Genomic DNA, 19,816 nt, shown 5'->3' on the forward strand with positions numbered 1-19,816 from the left:
GAAATGGATATCGTCGCATTTCAAAGATGGGTGGAGGAATTTTACGAAAAACGAAGCTGGTCACAGTATAATTCCTTTATTCGCTTAAATTTCTTAACAGAGGAAGTTGGAGAAGTTTCACGCGTTGTTCGCGCCATTGAAATTGGTCGTGATCGTCCTGACGAAAAAGTGAAAACAGAAGAAGAGCTAAAACAGGAACTAAAAGAAGAACTTGGTGATGTACTATCCAACCTTATTATTCTTTCAAAAAAATATGATTTAGATTTACAAGACATTATGGAGGCTCACGTCACAAAGCTTTCGAAAAGGTTCGAGACATCAAAATGAGAATATTATCAATTATGGTATAATATTCTTGTCACAATACTAAGGGGGATTTTATGTTATCTAAAAAATTGCACGACGCATTAAACGATCAAATGAACTTTGAATTTTACTCTGCCCACGCTTATATGGCAATGGCTGCTTACTGTACATCTGAGAGCTATGATGGATTCGCTAACTTTTTCCTTGTACAAGCTGAGGAAGAACGTTTCCACGCAATGAAGCTTTATAACTACATTAACGACCGCGGTGAGCGCGCTATTGTTACTGGATTTGATAATCCGAATAACGAATATGAATCTGTACTGAACGCTTTTGAAGTGGCACTTGAGCACGAGCGTGAAGTAACGAAGCGTATTTACAACTTATCTGATATCGCTTGGGATGAGCGTGAGCACGCAACAATTACCTTCTTAAAATGGTTCGTCGATGAGCAAGTAGAAGAAGAAGCTTCATTCGATAGCATCATCCAAAAATTAAAACGTATTACAAGCGATTCAAACGCACTATTTATGCTAGATGCTGAATTAGAGAAACGTACATTTACGCCTCCTGCTGAATAGTATTTCAATCACCTTAATGAATGTATTAAGGTGATTTTTTTATTTCTTCTCTAAGCTTAATAACCTTAGCCACATCCTTCTTATAAAGCGCTGAAACCTTTTCAACAAAATCACTATGAGTAAAAGTCCCATCCCCTTCTTCTACTATGCTTAAATACCCATGTATGAATTTCAAAAAGGTTCTAGCATCTTCACCAGTTAATTGATCAATGTTCTCCATAATCTCATCAGACTCCCTTAAACTATCCCGTTCTTTCAACTTAATCCCCCTCTCTATATTATTTATCATACCAAAATAAAAAAGTCGTTCATCCCTCTAGGCGAGAGATAAACGACTTCGTTTGTTTTTATTAAAGCATAACCCCAACGATAATCGCTGATAATATACTTACTAACGTTGCACCGTATACAAGTTTTAATCCGAATGAAGATACAACGTTTGCTTGTTTGCCATCGATACTCTTCGTTGCACCTGCGATAATTCCGATTGATGAGAAATTCGCAAATGATACAAGGAAGATAGATAAAATACCTACTGTACGAGCTGATAAATCACCAGCTACTTTTCCAAGGTCAAGCATTGCAACAAATTCGTTCGTTACTAATTTCGTTGCCATAATTTGTCCTGCCGTTAGCATCTCAGATGTTGGGATACCCATTACGAATGCTAATGGTGAGAAGATATATCCTAAAATGCTTTGGAATGTGATTCCGAAAATTGAATCAAACACACCGTTAATTGCTGTAATCAATGCTACGAAACCGATTAACATCGCCGCTACTGTTACAGCGATAGAGAAACCAAGCATAATATATTCGCCTAACATTTCAAAGAATGTTTGTTTTTTATCTTCTTGTAATTCTAAAATATCGTCCTCTTCTTTCACTTCATATGGATTAATGATATGAACGATAATGAATCCGCTAAATAAGTTTAATACAAGTGCTGTTACTACATATTTTGGATCAATCATTTTCATGTAAGAACCGACGATTGACATCGATACTGTTGACATTGAAGATGCACAAAGTGTGTATAAACGATTTTTCGGTAATTTGCTTAGTTGATCTTTTACTGTAATGAATACTTCACCTTGACCAACAATTGCGGCTGCTACTGCATTATATGATTCTAGTTTTCCTAAGCCGTTAATTTTACTTAATACGAAACCGACTGCACGGATGATAATCGGTAAAACTTTAATATGTTGTAAGATCCCGATTAATACTGCTAAGAAAATAATTGGTAATAATACTGTTAAGAAGAATGGTGCTTGTCCATCATTTGCTAAACCACCAAATACGAAATTAACCCCTGCTTCCGCAAATTTTAAAATAGCGCCAAACCCATCTGCAATCCCTTTTACTAATACAAATCCGACCTTTGTATTTAGTAAGAAATACGCAAGTACCAATTGGATGACAAGCATAAGTGCAATTGGTTTATATTTAATTTTCTTACGATCTGAACTGATAAGGAACCCTAGTACAAATACTACAAGTAAACCGACTAGAAACATTACGATCTTCATATGTGAATCCTCCACTTCTCCCACGAGTTATCGGTCGTATAACGTATAACGAATGACGTCTGACCATTTGTGTTAAAAAAATTTAAAACCCCTAAATACTATTCAACTTTTATCTAAAATCAGTAAGCGTTTACATAAATTGCAATTTATAAAAGGTAGCCTCTTCTCTCCTACCATACTTGAAAGTCTGAAATTGATACCACCTACAAATCAAATTGTAAGCGTTATCTAGTCGAAATGCAATATAAATTTAAAAAGATTTTTATATGTTAATATATTCCTAAATAATTGGTTTTTTCATGCAGATTTACCATAAAAAAATAGCCCTAGCTATGAGCTAGGGCCATCTTTGTTTATAACATAACACCAACGATAATCGCTGATAGAATACTTACTAATGTCGCACCGTACACAAGGCGTAGACCGAATGATGATACAACATTTGATTGGTTTTCATCGATACCTTTCGTTGCACCTGCGATAATTCCGATTGATGAGAAGTTCGCAAATGATACAAGAAATACAGAAAGAATACCAACTGTACGAGCTGATAAATCACCAGCTACTTTTCCAAGATCCAGCATCGCAACAAATTCGTTTGATACTAATTTTGTTGCCATAATTTGTCCCGCTGTTACCATCTCTGCTTGCGGGATACCCATTACGAATGCTAATGGTGAGAAAATGTATCCTAAAATAGCTTGGAATGTAATACCGAACATGGAATCAAACAAGCTATTAATTGCTGTAATTAATGCTACGAAACCAAGTAACATTGCCGCTACTGTGATTGCAATCGTGAAACCAAGCATAATATATTCACTTAGCATTTCAAAGAATGACTGTTTTTTCTTATTTTCTAATTTCAGTGTATCTTCTTCTTCTGTAATATCGTACGGGTTAATAATATGAATAATAATGAAACCACTAAATAAATTTAATACAAGTGCTGTTACTACATATTTCGGTTCGATCATTTTCATATAAGAACCTACGATTGACATTGATACTGTCGACATGGAAGATGCACATAATGTATATAAACGATGTTTTGGGATTTTACTTAATTGATCTTTTACTGTAATAAATACTTCCGCTTGCCCAACAATGGCAGCCGCTACTGCGTTATATGATTCTAGTTTTCCTAGACCATTTACTTTACTTAGCGCAGTACCAATAGCACGAATAAATATCGGCAAAATTTTAAAGTGTTGCAGAATTCCGATTAAAACGGCAAAGAATACGATTGGTAATAACGCTGTTAAGAAGAATGAAACCTCTCCTTTATTAACAAGACCGCCAAATACGAAAACGATTCCAGCTTCCGCATATCCAAGAAGCGCGCCAAATCCATCTGAAATTCCTTTTACTAAAATATAACCAACTTGCGTATTTAATAAGAAATAACTTAACGCTAGCTGAATAACAAGCATAATTGCGATTGGTTTATACTTAATCTTCTTTCGATCGGCACTTATAAGAAAACCAAGTACGAACACAACGAGCAATCCTACAAGAAACATAACAAACTTCATTAATAAAATCCTCCATTTAACTCTTCATTAACGTTGAACGTCTGACCACTTGAAATAAGAAATAATCCGAACTTTCCATTTCTCCTCTAAAACCTTCAATCGGATAGGAAAGATCATAAAACCTCTTGTTTCAAAGGCATTTTCCATTCTAACACAAATCACAACTCATATCCGCACTTTTCTTAAAAAAAATACATTTTATTATAAAGCATTCATGAATGTTCGTCTTTTACATTATATAGCGAAACTTTAATCAGTGTCATCCCCACTAATTATTAGCCCGTATCAATCGAGATTTTTACTGTTCACAAATAGCGGAATAAAACAAAAAAATGAGCATCAAGTTTCACTTGATGCTCACCTCATTATACTGCTTTTTCTTTATCAGCTACTGCTGGCTTATCCCAGCACTCTGTATTGCTCAAACCTGGAATAGACTCCGCATAGAACACTGGATCTTTTCCTTGTTTCTTTTGCTTAATATAATCTGATAACGCTGCAAAAGCGTACTTAGAAAGGAATACGATCGCCACTAAGTTAATAACAGCCATAATCCCCATAAATAAATCTGCTAAATCCCAAACGATTTGAATTGTTGCTACAGATCCTAAAACAACCATACCAAGTACAGCAATGCGGTATGCATTTAATAACACTTTACTTCCATTTAAGAATTCAATATTCGTTTCACCATAGTAGTAGTTACCTACTAATGAACTAAATGCAAACAAGAAGATTGCAACTGCTACAAATATAGAAGCCCACGGTCCGATATGTTGACTTAATGCTTGTTGCGTTAATTGAATTCCGTTTAAATCAGCCGCTCCAGGCACATCTGATAATAAAATGATAAATGCTGTACAACTACAAATTAATAATGTATCTGTAAATACCCCTAAAGTTTGAATGAAACCTTGTTTAACTGGGTGCGTTACGTTTGCAGTCGCAGCTGCGTTCGGCGCACTACCCATACCTGCTTCATTTGAGAATAATCCACGTTTTACCCCTAGTAAAATCGCAGCTCCTAATCCCCCACCTACTACTTCTTTAATTCCGAAAGCATGTAAGAAAATTTCTTTAAATACATACGGAATTGCCGTAATGTTTGTTACAACAACGAATAATGCCACTGCTACATATATAATTGCCATTACTGGAACAATCATTTCAACCGCACGTGCAATACGTTTTACTCCGCCGAAGATAATGATTGCAAGTAAACCAGCCATAAACAGACCTACAAACTTACCATCTGTGTTAAATGCTCCATCAAAAGCCGCTGCTACTGTGTTTGACTGCACAGCGTTGAAAATTAATCCGAAACTAACTGTTATTAGAACAGAGAAGACAACTCCTAGCCAGCGTTTCTTTAAACCCTTTTCCATATAATAAGCTGGACCACCACGGAATGCATTCCCATCTTTTACTTTATAAATTTGCGCTAATGTGCTCTCTACAAATGCAGAAGCACCCCCAATTACCGCAATTAACCACATCCAAAATACTGCTCCTGGTCCACCTGCTGAGATTGCGATAGCTACACCAGCTAAGTTACCAGTACCTACACGAGAAGCTGTACTCATACAAAAAGCCTGGAACGACGATACACCACTCTTCTCTTTTTGTTCTTTCCTCGTTTTCGAACTTGCCCCGTCCCCAAGCAATCGAATCATTTCACCGAAGTAACGAACTTGGACAAATTTCACACGAAATGAAAAGTAAAGCCCTAACCCAATTAACATCGCAATAATGATATATGACCAAAGGACATTATTTACATCCCCAATTACCTTAGCTAAAAAATCCATAATTGCATTGCCCCCTCTTCCTAACAATAAGAAAATTATATTCTAAAAACTTTTAGTAATCAAGAACTTTATGTTAGGTTTTATGACATGAGCACGTTAAACTTCTTAACATATATGTTTTTTTTACGTAAAAATATAACCAGTACGTGCATTTATCCAATACTCAATCACTCATCACATTCGACCGGTCATGCTTTTAAGACAGTGCGTTCTCTACAAATAACGAGAATAATGAACAAACAAAATTATATTAATAATTCCCTCTCACTCTTTTCATCATTCACTACAACAAAAAAGACGAGCATCGATTTTATCTCGACGCTCGCCTTTTCATTACACTGCTTTTTCTTTATCCGTTACCGTTGGCTTATCCCAACACTCTGTATTCGTTAAACCAGGAATAGAATCTGCACTGAAGACTGGATCTTTCCCTTGTTTCTTTTGCCTTACATAGTCTGCCAAAGCAGCATATGCAAATCGGCCAAGAAGCGTAATCGCAATTAAGTTTGTGATTACCATTAGTCCCATAAATAAATCCGCCATATTCCATACAACTTGAAGTGTAGCAACAGAACCGAATAATACCATTGCAACCACCGCAATACGGTAAATTGTTAACCAAGTTTTACTTTGTTTAATGAATTCAATATTCGTTTCACCATAATAGTAGTTTCCTAGAAGTGAACTAAATGCAAATAAGAAAATAATAATCGCTAAGAAGCTACTTGCCCACGAACCGATTTGTGAACTTAACGCCACTTGCGTTAATTCAATACCTTCTAAATTCGTTGCCTTATATGCACCAGAACATAGTACGATAAATGCTGTTGATGTACATACTAAAAATGTATCTACTAATACTCCAATTGTTTGAATAAATCCTTGTTTCGCTGGATGTGTTACATCCGCTGTTGCTGCCGCATTCGGCGCACTACCCATACCTGCTTCATTCGCAAATAATCCGCGCTGAATACCATATTTCATCGCAGCACCAATACCGCCACCTACAGCTGAATCTAAACCAAATGCACCTTTAAAGATTTCTGTAAACATGTCCGGTATTAAATAATAATTTTTAATAACAACGAAAACTGCTACTGCAATATAAATAAGTGCCATTGGTGGAACGATCATTTCCGACATACGCGCAATACTTTTCACACCGCCAAAAATAATAACTGCCACTAATGCAGCTAATGCAATCCCAACAATGTAACGCTCAATACCAAATGCATTTTTAAATGCTAAAGTAACTGTATTCGCTTGTACGGAGTTAAAAATTAAACCGTAACTAATTGTAATTAGAATAGAGAACCAAATCCCCATCCAGCGTTTATTTAAACCTTTTTCCATATAATAAGCAGGACCACCACGGAAGCCACTGCCATCTTTTATTTTATAAATTTGCGCAAGCGTACTTTCCACGAAACTTGAAGACGCTCCGACAATCGCAATAACCCACATCCAAAATACCGCTCCAGGTCCTCCCATAGAAATAGCTAACGCTACACCGGCTAAGTTCCCGATTCCAATACGAGCTGCTGAACTCATACAGAACGCTTGGAAAGAAGATACACTACCTTTTTTACGCGTCTTTCCAGTTAATCCATCACTCATTAGTCGAACCATTTCCCCTAAATGAGTAATTTGTACGAATTTCAATTTAATAGAAAAATAAAGACCTAAACCAATTAACATTGCAATAAGAATATATGACCAAAGAATTGTATTCGTTGATGAAACAAATTGCTCTAAAATATTCATACAATTAACCCCTCCTTTTCTCCATAAAACGAATTATATTTAAAAAACATTTAAAAATCAACATTTTTCGACAATTTGCAATTTCCAAATATTAGCCAGACACGAAGTAACAATATCTTTATGACTCTCCTCCCTCTAACTGTGCATACTAAAATAAAAAGTAAATCTACAAACTATCCCATTGACAAAAACACCAACCTGTAACTATAATGATTACATCAGGTTGTAACAAACCTTATTACAACAAATTCATTTACTTTCAGATATACACTTTAACAAAACACTTTGGAGGGATTTATTATGAAAATCGGAATCATCGGAGCAACTGGTAAAGCAGGAAGTCGTATTTTAAAAGAAGCATTAGATCGCGGACATGAAGTAACTGCAATCGTAAGAAACGCTGCAAAAATTACAGAAGAAAATATAAAAGTTTTAGAGAAAGATGTATTCGCTCTTACATCTAATGACCTACAAGCATTTGATGTAGTTGTAAATGCATTCGGCGCTCCAGCAGGAGAAGAACATCTTCACGTAGATGCAGGAAACGTACTAATTGAAGCTATGAAAGGTGCACCTAACACAAAATTACTTGTAGTTGGCGGCGCTGGAAGCTTATTTGTAGACGAAGAGAAAACAACGCGTGTATTTGATACGCCAGGTTTCCCAAATGAATACCTTGCAACAGCTCAAAACCAAGGTAAAAACTTAGAAATTCTGCAACAAACAAACGATATTACTTGGACATTCATCAGTCCTTCTGCACTATTCGCATTAGGAAAACGTACTGGTTCTTATACAGCTGGACAAGACAATCTTCTTGTTAACGCAAAAGGTGATAGCTACGTAAGTTACGAAGACTTCGCAGTTGCAGCACTTGATGAAATCGAAAATCCAAAACACGTAAACGAACGCTTCACAGTAGTTTCTGAAGCTGAGTAATAAAAAAAGCTCGTAAAACATAATGTTTTACGAGCTTTTTCTTATTATTGCACTTGTTCTAAGCCATTTGGAGTAATCTTGAAAGAAATTTCTTTAAACTTTTTCTTATCTCCTTTTCCTACTAACTCACTATTTTTATACCAAATTAAACGACCTAATTCGGCATGATACACTTTCACTACATCTCCATACTGGAATGAAGTTCCATTTACTTGCTCAGCAAAATTCTTTGAAGTTTCTTGTCCTTCTGCTGTTACATGTTTTTTCCCCATTCCGTTTTGATCATATAGCGTAATTCCCATATATAATTCATTCTTAAAGTAGCTATGAATTTGTTCATTTGTATACGTCACATGTAGTTTCTTATCGTCATGATTTACCGTTACAATAGAACGGATAACGTCACTAAGCCCTTGGTATACAAAACTGTCTCCATACGTTACTTCTAATGCTACTTCTGTTACTTGCTTATTTCCAAAACGATCTTTCGTTTCTACTTTCACTGTTTGCTGACCAATTTTTGTCGTATCTGGTTTCCCTACAAAACCTACCACTTCTCCATCTTTTACTTCAACAAATTTTTTCGCGTCTAACTTTTCAACATCTGTTCCGACTACTACTTGTTGCGGTTTCGCTGTTACTTCTTGCAACATATCCATTCTCTCAAAGCCTTTTTCTGTCACTTTGAAGAATAGTTCTTTTGCCCCTTTTTTCTCACCTTGACCAGTAAGGGTATTATTTTGATACCATTTCAAACGATCCGGTTCTGCGTGGAATACTTTTACTACATCTCCATACTCGAATTGCATACCATTCACTTGCTTCGCAAAGTTCTCTGATGTTTCTTGTCCCTCTGCTGTTACATGTTTTTTCTCTTTTCCATCTCGATCGTATAACGTGATACCCATGTATAACTCTTTATTAAAATACTCATGAATCTCGCTATCCATATCAGTCACATGGAATTTCTTCTCTTCGTGCTTTAAAGTTACAATTGAAGCAATATCATCGCCATATCCTGCGTATACAATACTATCTCCATAAACCACTTCTACAGGTACCTCTGTCACTTGCTTATTCCCAAAACGATCTTTCGTTTCTACTTTTACTGTTTGCTTTCCGATCTTCGTTGTATCAGGATTCTCCACAAACCCGACTACTTCTCCTTCTTTTACCTCAACAAAGTTTTTCACATCTAACTGGGCAATGTCCGTTCCGACTACTACCATTTGTGATCGTGCCGTTACTTCTTGCAAACCATCTTTTAATTCAAAGCCTTGCGGAGTAATTTTAAAGAATTTCTCTTTTTTATTTTTAGCTTTCCCTTGATCTACAAGTTCGTTATTTCGGTACCATTTTAAACGACTCGGTTCTGCATGGAATACTTTTACTACATCACCATATTCAAAATTCAATCCATTTAGTTCCATCGCAAATCGTTTTCCACTTTCTTGCCCTTCTGCTGATACACTTTTCTTTTCAATCCCATTTTGATCATATACTGTTAAACCTATATATTTTTCTTTATCAAAAAGGTAATGTATTTCATTACTAATAAAAGCGACATGTAATTTTTTTTCATTGTGACGAAGCTCCACTGTCGACATTACATCATTTGAAATTCCTTGAAAAATCATACTGTCACCATAAACAGCATTGACTGGAACAGTAATTAAATTTTCATTCCCTTTTTCATCCTCAATTTCTACTAACACTTCCTGTTTTCCACTCTCTAATTTAGACCATATAATCTTACCTGTTACTTTTACATTCTCACCTAAATTTTGAACAAGTTTACCCGCTTGCTCTTCATCAAAATTGGTACCAACTACAAGGTTTTTTACCTCATTAGCAGGTTCACCATACGGAACTTTATACGGTTCAACTTGCTTCTCGCGAATATCATTACTATCTGTAGCTTTCCATATTTCTTTTTCTAATTTAGGTAAATTTAATTTTTCTATTTTTTCTCTAGTCTCATCACTTGGAGTTAATCCCCATTCTTTAAAGAAAGGAACTAAATTTTGTCCTGCCACTTTTGATGTCATATAAACAAACATTTGCTTTTTCTCTTCATCAGAAGTAGGCAATTCCTCCTTAGGTAACATACGATAAGCTTGATGCAGTCTCGGATAAAAATGTTCTCCGTAAACAACATTTAATTGCCAAAACATTGTAAGAGGATCAAATTCATCAATTATTCTTTCTTCTATAGGTTTCTCTAAGTACTCAAATGACTTTTTATAGTGCCCATCCATTTCTAATTCATTTCCTAATGCTTTTTGCACCATTAAAGAATAAATATTGACTGTTACTTCTCCAATAGCATCCCAATCCCAAGGACTTTGCTGATGTAGATGTCCAACTTCATGCCATGGTCCCCAGCCATCCTTTTCAAGCACTTCTATATCTAAAACTCTATTCATTGCGCTTGGAATATATCCTGTATGATAATTTGTTGCAAACATAAAATCATCTTCAGCAGGCTTCCGTTTTTCAACAAACTGAACATAATGAATTGGAGATTTCGCGAGTCCAATTCCACCCTCTGATAAACCAGCTACTGCATTTTCTATTCGAATAATCTTATCATGCAATTTCATTAACTCTATCGGGCTTGTGTTTTTCATAAACTTTTGTATAGAGCTCGGACTAGCAGTAACTAAACTCCGCTCACCTTTTAATTCAACCGCATAAGGATCTTTATATTTCTTTAACATTTCATCCCAATCTTTTTTCGTATGCTTACCTAAAATAAACAAAGGAAAATGGCTACCACCCTTCGTAACTGAAGCAGTTACCTCACCTTCGTTATTCATATTGTAAAAATATAAAATACCACCTCTTGGCGATGAAATAACGTTTTTTCCAGGTTTTAAATCAAATTTTTCAGGTGCCTCTTCATCATAAGATCTCGTTCCTATGAAAGCTTGAATAGACTGTGTTCCTTTTATTTCAACTGTAATTTTTTCATTTGCCGCTGCATAAATTCCAGTCGGTTCATTAACAGAAAGATCAAAAGTTACTTTTAATCGTTCTGTTTCCTTGTCTATATCCCCTTTTCCAGGTACCTGGAACGTCCTTTGCTCAAATTTGTTCTCTTCCAAATTCCCACCTTTAACCTCTTCTAAAGGTGCTGCATATCCTTTCGATGCTTCGAAAGCTACTGGCGATAATAATGTAGATATACATATTCCAGCTACTAATACCCTACTCGTCTTTTTCTTCGACATAATCTGTGTCCCCTATTCCTTTATTTAGAGAAACTATCCTATATATTCACTTAATAAGACATCCTATTATTTTTATAAAAACATTTAACGAATAGACTAACACCTCGCACACCTGTATCAATTACTACCGCATTCCTCTCAATGTATTCGCTTTCTTACATTATAAAATTTTTATGTACTGTATCCCCCTCACTTCTCTCTACATAAAAAGAGAATAGTAAAAGATATATTTCAGTATTGTCATCTATACATCTAAAATTGTGAATAATAATAGAATCTTACATTTTCTTCATATATGACCATCAATAGGTAGTTTTTCCAACTGAATTTTACACGCTTTCTACTTTGTTTGATAGCCTTTCCAATCAGAATAATGTTACGATTTTGTGAATACAATCTATTAATTGTAACGTTTGAATTTTAGTATATTTATATTATTTCTAAATAGAGTTCAAACTGTATAAACAGTAATTTTATCCCGCATTTAATTTTTTCAATATAATTTTATCAGCCATATAAAAAAGCACTGGCACAAGCCAATGCTTTTTCATTATCTCTTTTGATTCGGTTTATGTGGTTCATTTGGAGTATGTGGTTTATTATTATCATGACCATTTGTTGTTTTCCAACTTACCGATAACTCCGGACTTGTTTTTTCTTCACTACGCTCAAGTAATACAACTGCATTTTGAATAGTCGGTGTCCCTTTATGTGCAATCCCTTGTAACTTTGTTAAATTCCCTAATACTTTAAAGCTAAACCCACCAGCTGGTGTTTGTTTCGGAATTAAGATGCGGAACTTTTCTCCTACATTAAATTCCGTTTTTGCTTCGCCCTTTTCATTTACAAATTTCGCGCCTTCTGGTGCACCTGTTGCTTGCACTTTATATGTTCCGCTTTTCGCATTTGTTTCTACTGTATATAAACCTGTTTCAAAGAAATCATTTTTCAACACTGCTTGTTGCTCTTCTGACGGCACGACACTCATCGTAATTTCTTGTAATTCTTCACTAGCGCTTGCCTTTGCAACGATATCTTTCGTTACCTTTTCTACATTTTTATTTCGAAAATCTAAATCATTAATATCAATTTGTTTTAACGCATTCCATACTGCAAGCTGCGTTGCATAATGCGCTTCTCTCCAATCAGAAACACCTAATTCTTGTGGGCTCTTTTGTGGATATCCATTTAATAGTACACGATACACATTAATATCCACTTTCCCCATTTCCGGTAAATCTTGACCGCTTGGAGATTTCAAATCTACATTTAAGCAAAAGGCAATTTTACCATCTGCTGTTTTAATAAGCTCTGTTCGAATTGGTTTCTTCTTTGACTTACTATAACTCCAATCCATTTCATACTTTGTATGATCCATAACTTCCGCGAATGCTTGTTGAAGTGGAAATAATAAGTTCGCAAATACAAATAAAACACTCAAAAAAGCGGCCATTAGCTTGAAAGATCTTTTTATATTCATGTTTACAACCCCTTATGAAATAACAAATTTTCTTCTGTTTATTATTTAGTTAGAAACTTTTTTTATGCATAAACAAAACAAAAAAGAGTGCAAACTGTTTGCACTCTTTCTCTCCACTATAAGTTTAGAAATCAAAGTTATCAGGATCTGGACCAACACGATGATTTTCATTTAACGCATCGATTTTCTCCATATCTTCTTTCGTTAATTCAAAGTTAAACACATCAGCGTTTGCAATGATACGGTGTTCTTTCGTTGATTTCGGAATTGTGATTACTCCATTTTGAAGATCCCAACGTAAAATAACTTGAGCTGTCGTTTTACCGTGTTTCTCAGCAATTGCTTGTAATGTTTCGTTATCTAACAATTGACCTTGCATTAATGGTGACCATGCTTCCATTTGAATACCTTGTTCTTTACAGAAAGCTTGTAATTCTTTTTGTGTCAAACGAGGGTGGTATTCTACTTGGTTAATCATTGGCTTGATTTCCGCATCTTTCATTACATCTTGTAAGTGATGAACTTGGAAGTTACTTACGCCAATTGCACGTACGCGTTCTTCTTTATAAAGTGTTTCTAATGCTCTCCACGTATCTTTGTATTTCCCTTCTACAGGCCAATGAACAAGATATAAGTCTAAATAATCTAGCTCTAATTTTTTTAAGCTCTCTTCATATGCAGCAAGTGTCGTTTCATATCCTTGATCTGCATTCCACACTTTTGAAGTAATAAATAAATCTTCTCGAGAAATCCCTGCTTCTTTTATACCAGCACGAATTCCTTCTCCTACAGCTTTCTCGTTTCCATAAATCGCAGCTGTATCGATACTGCGGTATCCTGCTTTAATCGCCGATTTTACAGCTTCTACAAGTTCTGGTCCATCTTCTACTTTAAATACACCTAAACCGAACCAAGGCATTTCTACACCGTTATGCAATGTTGTTGTACTTTGTAAATTTTTCATTATATTTTCTCTCCCTTATTTCACTTGATCTCTTTTTTCTAATGTCATACTCCACGCTGTTAAAATTACAGCACCTACTACCATAATGCCTCCTACCCAGGCCGTATGAATTAACCCTAACGAGTTCGTTACAATACCGCCCAAGTAAGCACCAAGAGCAATTCCTGCGTTAAATGCTGCAATGTTAATCGCTGATGCCACATCAACAGCACTTGGAACAAATCTCTCAGCCAAGATAACGACATACACTTGTAGCCCTGGAACATTCATAAACGCAAATAGTCCCATAAAAATAATTGTGATGAGTCCAGCGACTTTAAATGGCGCTGTAAATGTTAAAACAAATAATACAATTGCTTGAATAAAGAACATGTAAAATAATGCTCGAATCGGATTATGATTTGATAATTTCCCGCCAACCATATTCCCAATCGCAATTGCAATTCCGTACACTAACAAAATAATTGTAACGGTACTTGATTTAAATCCTGTTACTTCTTGTAATAGCGGAGATAAATACGTAAATGTTACGAATGTCCCCCCGTACCCTAATGCAGTAATAGTAAATACAAGTAATAGTCTTCCATTCGTAATCAGTTTGAATTGATCACGAAATGATACGGATGTACCTTTTTTCAAGTTAGACGGAATCAGCATACTGTTAGCGATTAAGGCAACGATTCCAATTGCCACAATTACCATAAACGATGCTCTCCAACCAAATTGTTGACCGATAAATGTTCCAATCGGTACACCTGTAATGGTCGCAACAGTTAAACCAGTAAACATAAATGCAATTGCACTTGCACGTTTATTCTCTGGTACAAGCGCAGCCGCAATTGTGGATCCTATCGACATAAAAACACCATGCGCAAACGCAGATACAACCCTCGCGATAAGTAACACAGTAAAACTTGTTGCCACTGCCGCAATTCCATTACCAATAATGAAAATAATCATAATCCACATTAATAACGTCTTTCGCGACATACTAGCTATTAACGACGTTAATACTGGGGCACCAAACGCTACTCCTAATGCATATAAAGAAACGGTTAAACCCGCTGTTGTAACAGAAACATGTAAATCCTCTGAAATAGATGGTAATAAACCGACACTAATAAATTCGGTTGTACCAATTCCAAACGCACTAATTGCTAGTGCTAATAAAGCAAACATACTTCTTCGATTCGTCTGTACCGCTGAAGAAGATACTGTATATGAATTCAATTGAACTCCTCCTTAATGCGAGAAATCCAATCATAATAGTGTGATAAAAAGGCCTTTTTATCTTCTACAAACATAACTTTACTGCTGATATATGCTATTATGAATGGCTTCACTCTTTTTTTGAAGAACGCACTTTAAAGTACGATAGGTACCAAAAAGTAACATAGGCACTTTTTAGTACCGTACTACTCATTTCCCTCTTACATATGCTATTATGGAACATATTCAACATGATAAAAAGTACGTACTTTAAAGTGCTATAGGTACTTTTTAGTAACATTTAAATTATTTAGCTTCTTTTGTTGGAGAACTGCAATCTATATTCATCAAAGGAGATTTTTTATATGAAGAAATATAATATTCCCGTTGAAGCGACTTTAGAGGTTATCGGCGGAAAATGGAAAGTCGTTATTCTTTGCCACTTAACGAAAGGTACAAAGAGAACGAGTGAATTAAAACGTCTCATGCCTGGTATTACACAAAAGATGTTAACACAGCAATTACGCGAATTAGAAGAAGACGGAGTTATTCAAAGAAAGGTATACAATCAAGTACCACCGAAAGTAGAATATTCTCTTACAGACTACGGTTGGTCTTTAGAATCCATTCTCGATTCTCTTTGTACTTGGGGCGAATGCCACCTTGAAAAAAGCGGTAACACATCGATGCTAATTACAGAAGGTGAACAATAAAAAAAGGAAAAAATGAACATAAATTTGTCCATTTTTTCCTTTTTTTATTTATATATACGTACATTTCCTACCTTATCAAAATAATTTATGCGCTTTCACGCCTTGTCAGTACTACGTTATACGCTTAATATCAAATAATTAGGAATCATTTTTATGTTAACATAGGTGTATATAGTATATAATATAGGATATATATTATATACACTTTCCGATAAAGGAACTTTCCATTATGCGGACAAGCCATGTATCGGACAGTTCATAAATAATAGGTAGGACATTATGGTTTTGGATTTATGATTTCAGCTGACTTGCTGGCATAAATTTAAAGGCATTTTATTGTGCTTTGTGAAACTTTGTATAAAGTTTCGCAAACGTTTACTATCTTACCTATCAAAAATAAGAGTATTGCTATCGTAAAGGAGAATTGGAGATGCCAGAAACTATGACTCAAACAAAGCCAGAACAAGAAACTGTACAAATTTCTGCTAGCCAAGGACAACTTGATGTACTTGATCAGTTGTTAAAACCTGAGGTACAAGAATCATTAACAACACTAGTAGAACAGCTTCCAAAATTAACTGAGCTTGTTAATATTTTAACTAAGTCTTATGACTTCGCTCAAACTGTTGCTACTGATGAAGTATTAAAAAGCGACACTGTTAGTGCAATCACAGAGCTTGTAGAACCTGTAAAAGATACAGTGAAAGGCATGGCTGCAACTGCTATCGAAGCGAAAGATCGTGCTGACGAAAGCAACGAAGTTATCGGCCTGTTCGGTCTATTAAAATTACTAAAAGACCCACAAGCACAAAAAATGTTCCGCTTTGTGAACGCATACCTTCAAATTAGTGCAGAACGTAACAATAAATAATTTAACTTATAACAACAATTAGTAAAGACGGGGGATATCATACTATGTCAAAACAAATTGTCATCTTAGGCGCTGGTTATGGCGGTCTTCTTGCCGCTTTAAACGTACGTAAATATTACAGCAAATCAGAAGCACAAGTTACAGTGATTAACCAATACTCAACACACCAAATCATCACTGAACTACACCGCCTTGCAGCTGGTAACGTTGCTGAGCAAGCAATTGCAATGCCACTTACAAAGCTTTTCAAAGGTAAAGACATCGATCTTAAAATCGCAACAGTTGAGTCATTCTCAGTTGATAGCAAAGAAATTAAACTAGCTGGTGGCACTACTTTATCTTACGATGCACTTGTAGTTGCTTTAGGAAGTAAAACTGCTTACTTCGGTATTCCAGGACTAGAAGAAAACAGCATGGTATTAAAATCTGCTGCTGATGCAAACAAAATCTACAAACACGTTGAAGACCGTATTCGTGAATACGCAAAAACGAAAAACGAAGCTGATGCTACAATCGTAATCGGTGGTGGCGGATTAACTGGCGTTGAGCTAGTTGGTGAGCTTGCTGACATTATGCCTAAACTTGCAAAAAGCCACGGCGTAAATCCAAAAGAAGTTAAACTTCTTCTTGTTGAAGCAGGTCCAAAAATCCTTCCAGTATTACCAGACCACTTAATCGAACGTGCAACTACTAGCCTAGAAGCACGCGGCGTTACATTCTTAACAGGTCTTCCTGTAACAAACGTTGCTGGCAATGAAATCGACTTAAAAGACGGTCAAAAACTTGTTGCTAACACATTCGTTTGGACAGGCGGCGTACAAGGTAACCCATTAATCGGTGAATCAGGTCTTGAAGTAAACCGTGGACGTGCAACAGTTGATGCATACCTACAATCTACTTCTCACAAAGACGTATTCGTTGCTGGAGACAGCGCTGTTGTCTTCGCTCCAGACGGACGTCCATACCCACCAACTGCACAAATCGCTTGGCAAATGGGTGAGTTAATTGGATACAACTTATACGCAGCACTAGAAGGCAAAGCATTCGAAGAGTTCGCACCTGTAAACTCTGGAACACTTGCTAGTCTAGGACGTAAAGATGCTGTTGCTACAATTGGAGCAAGCAATACTCCACTTAAAGGCTTACCAGCATCATTAATGAAAGAAGCAAGTAACGTTCGTTACTTATCACACATTAAAGGTCTATTCAGCTTAGCTTACTAATCTGAATATAAGCCCGAATCATGCCCTGCATGGTTCGGGCTATTTTTATCCGTAACATTCTCTACTTACTTATATTCGGCAAAGAATTACTATAACCCTTTTCAATTATCTAAATATACTGACTTTTTTGTGTCGAAATTGTGTATATGAAAAGAGTGAAAGCATCTTTCTTACTTCCACTCTTCCACAAAAATTATTATCCCAATTTCACTAAGCTGTAGTTCTTCTTCCCTTTACGAATAATAATAAATCGTCCATCAAATGAATTTTCTACAGTAACATCTGTACCCACATCCATTACTTTTTCACCATTCATCGAAATAGCTCCATTATTAATATCTTCACGTGCTTGTCGTCTAGATGGTTCAATCCCTAAATCAACTAGCCATTCTACGATGTTTTTCGTCTCCTTTGAAGACTGGAATGTTGGCATCTCTTTAAAGCCTTGTTCAATTTCATCAGCTGTTAACGATTTAATATCTCCGCTAAATAACGCTGCTGTAATCTTCTCAGCTTGCAGTAGTGCCTCTGCTCCATGAACGAATTTCGTCATTTCTTCCGCTAATACTTTTTGCGCTTCACGTTTATGAGGCTCTGTTTCTACCTTCACTGCCAATTCATCAATGCGCTCTTTCGTTAAGAACGTAAAGTATTTCAAGTATTTCACTACATCACGGTCATCTGTATTCACCCAGAACTGGTAAAATTCAAATGGTGTTGTTTTTTCAGGATCAAGCCAAACCGCACCACCTGCAGATTTACCAAACTTCGTACCATCTGATTTCAATAATAATGGAATCGTTAATCCGAATACCTTCGCTTCGTGCCCTTCTAACTTACGAATTAAATCTAAACCACTCGTAATATTTCCCCATTGGTCACTACCACCAATTTGCAGTTGAACATCTTCTTTCGTGTATAAATGATGGAAGTCCATCGCTTGCAAAATTTGGTACGTAAATTCTGTGAAAGAAATACCTGTATCTAAACGACTGGCTACAATGTCCTTCGCTAACATGCTATTAATGCTAAAGTTCTTCCCGTAATCACGTAAAAACTCAATAATGTTTATTTCATGTGTCCAGTCGTAGTTATTTACCATCTTCACTTCGCTATTTCCGCCAAAATCAAATAGCTTTTTCATTTGCGCTGTTAACGCATCCACATTATGCTGAACTACTTCTAACGTTTGAAGTTGACGTTCTGATTGACGTCCGCTCGGATCACCAATTGTTCCTGTTGCCCCACCAATTAAAATAACTGGATGATGGCCAGCTAACTGGAATCTCTTCATCATCATAAACGGAATCAAATGTCCAACATGCATACTATCACCAGTCGGATCAACTCCGCAGTATAGTGAAATCTTTTTCTCTTCTACTAGCTTACGTAAACCTTCTTCGTCCGTCTGTTGATTAATGGCACCGCGCCATTCTAATTCATCAATAATATTCATCTTTTTCATCCCTTCTACTTTTTTGAAAACAAAAAGTCCCTATGTCTATGACATAGGGACGATTATTCACCGTGTTACCACCCAGTTTGTATAAATAGCATAGCTACTCATACCACTCTTAGCAATAATATCGATTGCCAATCCGCTTAGCATTACCTAAGATACTCCAGAGTGTAATTCGCAAGTTTGTTTGTGCTAGGTT

Annotated in this window: 16 protein-coding genes and 1 other annotated feature (1 of these 17 running past the window's edge); of the genes, 6 read left to right on the top strand and 10 right to left on the bottom strand. The window is 36.0% G+C overall.

The genetic code is table 11. From position 1 onward, the window contains the following. The first annotated feature begins 3 nt into the window (after nucleotides 1–3). Both DN393_RS18455 and DN393_RS18460 read left to right on the top strand, forming a co-directional pair. A complete protein-coding gene (locus DN393_RS18455) occupies nucleotides 4–327 on the top strand; it encodes a MazG nucleotide pyrophosphohydrolase domain-containing protein (protein WP_064476247.1) in 324 nt (107 codons plus the stop codon). A 53-nt stretch (nucleotides 328–380) separates the two neighbouring features. After that, nucleotides 381–887 (top strand): ferritin, encoded by a 507-nt coding sequence (locus tag DN393_RS18460; RefSeq protein WP_061678977.1) that lies wholly within the window; start codon nucleotides 381–383, stop codon nucleotides 885–887. A 25-nt stretch (nucleotides 888–912) separates the two neighbouring features. Here DN393_RS18460 and DN393_RS18465 read toward each other — a convergent pair whose 3' ends face one another. The 5 genes from DN393_RS18465 to DN393_RS18485 form a co-directional block, all read right to left on the bottom strand. Continuing rightward, nucleotides 913–1,146 carry a hypothetical protein gene (locus DN393_RS18465; RefSeq protein ID WP_088047824.1) on the bottom strand — a complete coding sequence of 78 codons (234 nt, stop codon included), beginning with the start codon at nucleotides 1,144–1,146 and terminating at the stop codon, nucleotides 913–915. 91 nt (nucleotides 1,147–1,237) lie between these two features. Next, complete coding sequence (locus DN393_RS18470; RefSeq protein WP_064476245.1) at nucleotides 1,238–2,419, bottom strand: NupC/NupG family nucleoside CNT transporter; 1,182 nt, start codon at nucleotides 2,417–2,419, stop codon at nucleotides 1,238–1,240. Nucleotides 2,420–2,772: 353 nt separating this feature from the next. Then, on the bottom strand, nucleotides 2,773–3,954 hold the full coding sequence (locus tag DN393_RS18475; protein ID WP_000673848.1) for a NupC/NupG family nucleoside CNT transporter: 1,182 nt from the start codon (nucleotides 3,952–3,954) through the stop codon (nucleotides 2,773–2,775). A gap of 365 nt (nucleotides 3,955–4,319) precedes the next feature. Further along, on the bottom strand, nucleotides 4,320–5,762 hold the full coding sequence (locus DN393_RS18480; RefSeq protein ID WP_064476243.1) for an alanine/glycine:cation symporter family protein: 1,443 nt from the start codon (nucleotides 5,760–5,762) through the stop codon (nucleotides 4,320–4,322). A gap of 333 nt (nucleotides 5,763–6,095) precedes the next feature. After that, the gene (locus DN393_RS18485) at nucleotides 6,096–7,526 is read right to left on the bottom strand and encodes an alanine/glycine:cation symporter family protein (protein ID WP_064476242.1); all 1,431 of its coding nucleotides are present in this window, start codon (nucleotides 7,524–7,526) and stop codon (nucleotides 6,096–6,098) included. A 300-nt stretch (nucleotides 7,527–7,826) separates the two neighbouring features. On the opposite strand from DN393_RS18485, the gene DN393_RS18490 reads away from it, so the two are divergent. Beyond that, nucleotides 7,827–8,465 (top strand): NAD(P)-dependent oxidoreductase, encoded by a 639-nt coding sequence (locus DN393_RS18490; protein ID WP_048542416.1) that lies wholly within the window; start codon nucleotides 7,827–7,829, stop codon nucleotides 8,463–8,465. A gap of 44 nt (nucleotides 8,466–8,509) precedes the next feature. Here the strand turns inward: DN393_RS18490 and DN393_RS18495 are convergent, their stop codons facing one another. From DN393_RS18495 to DN393_RS18510, 4 genes are all read right to left on the bottom strand, one after another. Next, complete coding sequence (locus tag DN393_RS18495; RefSeq protein WP_149173749.1) at nucleotides 8,510–11,698, bottom strand: putative mucin/carbohydrate-binding domain-containing protein; 3,189 nt, start codon at nucleotides 11,696–11,698, stop codon at nucleotides 8,510–8,512. 550 nt (nucleotides 11,699–12,248) lie between these two features. Continuing rightward, a complete protein-coding gene (locus DN393_RS18500) occupies nucleotides 12,249–13,178 on the bottom strand; it encodes a thioester domain-containing protein (protein ID WP_064476240.1) in 930 nt (309 codons plus the stop codon). Between the two features lie 124 nt (nucleotides 13,179–13,302). Further along, nucleotides 13,303–14,142 carry an aldo/keto reductase gene (locus tag DN393_RS18505; RefSeq protein WP_000793574.1) on the bottom strand — a complete coding sequence of 280 codons (840 nt, stop codon included), beginning with the start codon at nucleotides 14,140–14,142 and terminating at the stop codon, nucleotides 13,303–13,305. Between the two features lie 15 nt (nucleotides 14,143–14,157). Beyond that, the gene (locus tag DN393_RS18510; RefSeq protein WP_179958523.1) at nucleotides 14,158–15,321 is read right to left on the bottom strand and encodes an MFS transporter; all 1,164 of its coding nucleotides are present in this window, start codon (nucleotides 15,319–15,321) and stop codon (nucleotides 14,158–14,160) included. Nucleotides 15,322–15,716: 395 nt separating this feature from the next. Here DN393_RS18510 and DN393_RS18515 point away from each other — a divergent pair, with 395 nt between their 5' ends. The 3 genes from DN393_RS18515 (at nucleotide 15,717) to DN393_RS18525 (ending at nucleotide 18,158) form a co-directional block, all read left to right on the top strand. Beyond that, nucleotides 15,717–16,064: a winged helix-turn-helix transcriptional regulator gene (locus DN393_RS18515; RefSeq protein WP_000760478.1), complete on the top strand. Its 348-nt coding sequence runs from the start codon at nucleotides 15,717–15,719 to the stop codon at nucleotides 16,062–16,064. Nucleotides 16,065–16,494: 430 nt separating this feature from the next. Then, a complete protein-coding gene (locus DN393_RS18520; protein ID WP_001115312.1) occupies nucleotides 16,495–16,935 on the top strand; it encodes a DUF1641 domain-containing protein in 441 nt (146 codons plus the stop codon). Nucleotides 16,936–16,979: 44 nt separating this feature from the next. Next, nucleotides 16,980–18,158, top strand: coding sequence for an NAD(P)/FAD-dependent oxidoreductase (locus DN393_RS18525; protein ID WP_098111089.1), 1,179 nt, complete (start codon nucleotides 16,980–16,982; stop codon nucleotides 18,156–18,158). Between the two features lie 196 nt (nucleotides 18,159–18,354). On the opposite strand, the gene tyrS is transcribed toward DN393_RS18525, so the two are convergent. Further along, complete coding sequence (tyrS, locus tag DN393_RS18530; RefSeq protein WP_149173751.1) at nucleotides 18,355–19,614, bottom strand: tyrosine--tRNA ligase; 1,260 nt, start codon at nucleotides 19,612–19,614, stop codon at nucleotides 18,355–18,357. Between the two features lie 51 nt (nucleotides 19,615–19,665). Continuing rightward, nucleotides 19,666–19,816: a binding site (T-box leader), on the bottom strand; it runs 65 nt beyond the window's last position.

Source organism: Bacillus sp. BPN334 (assembly GCF_008368885.1).
In the GTDB taxonomy this organism is placed as follows: domain Bacteria; phylum Bacillota; class Bacilli; order Bacillales; family Bacillaceae_G; genus Bacillus_A; species Bacillus_A wiedmannii.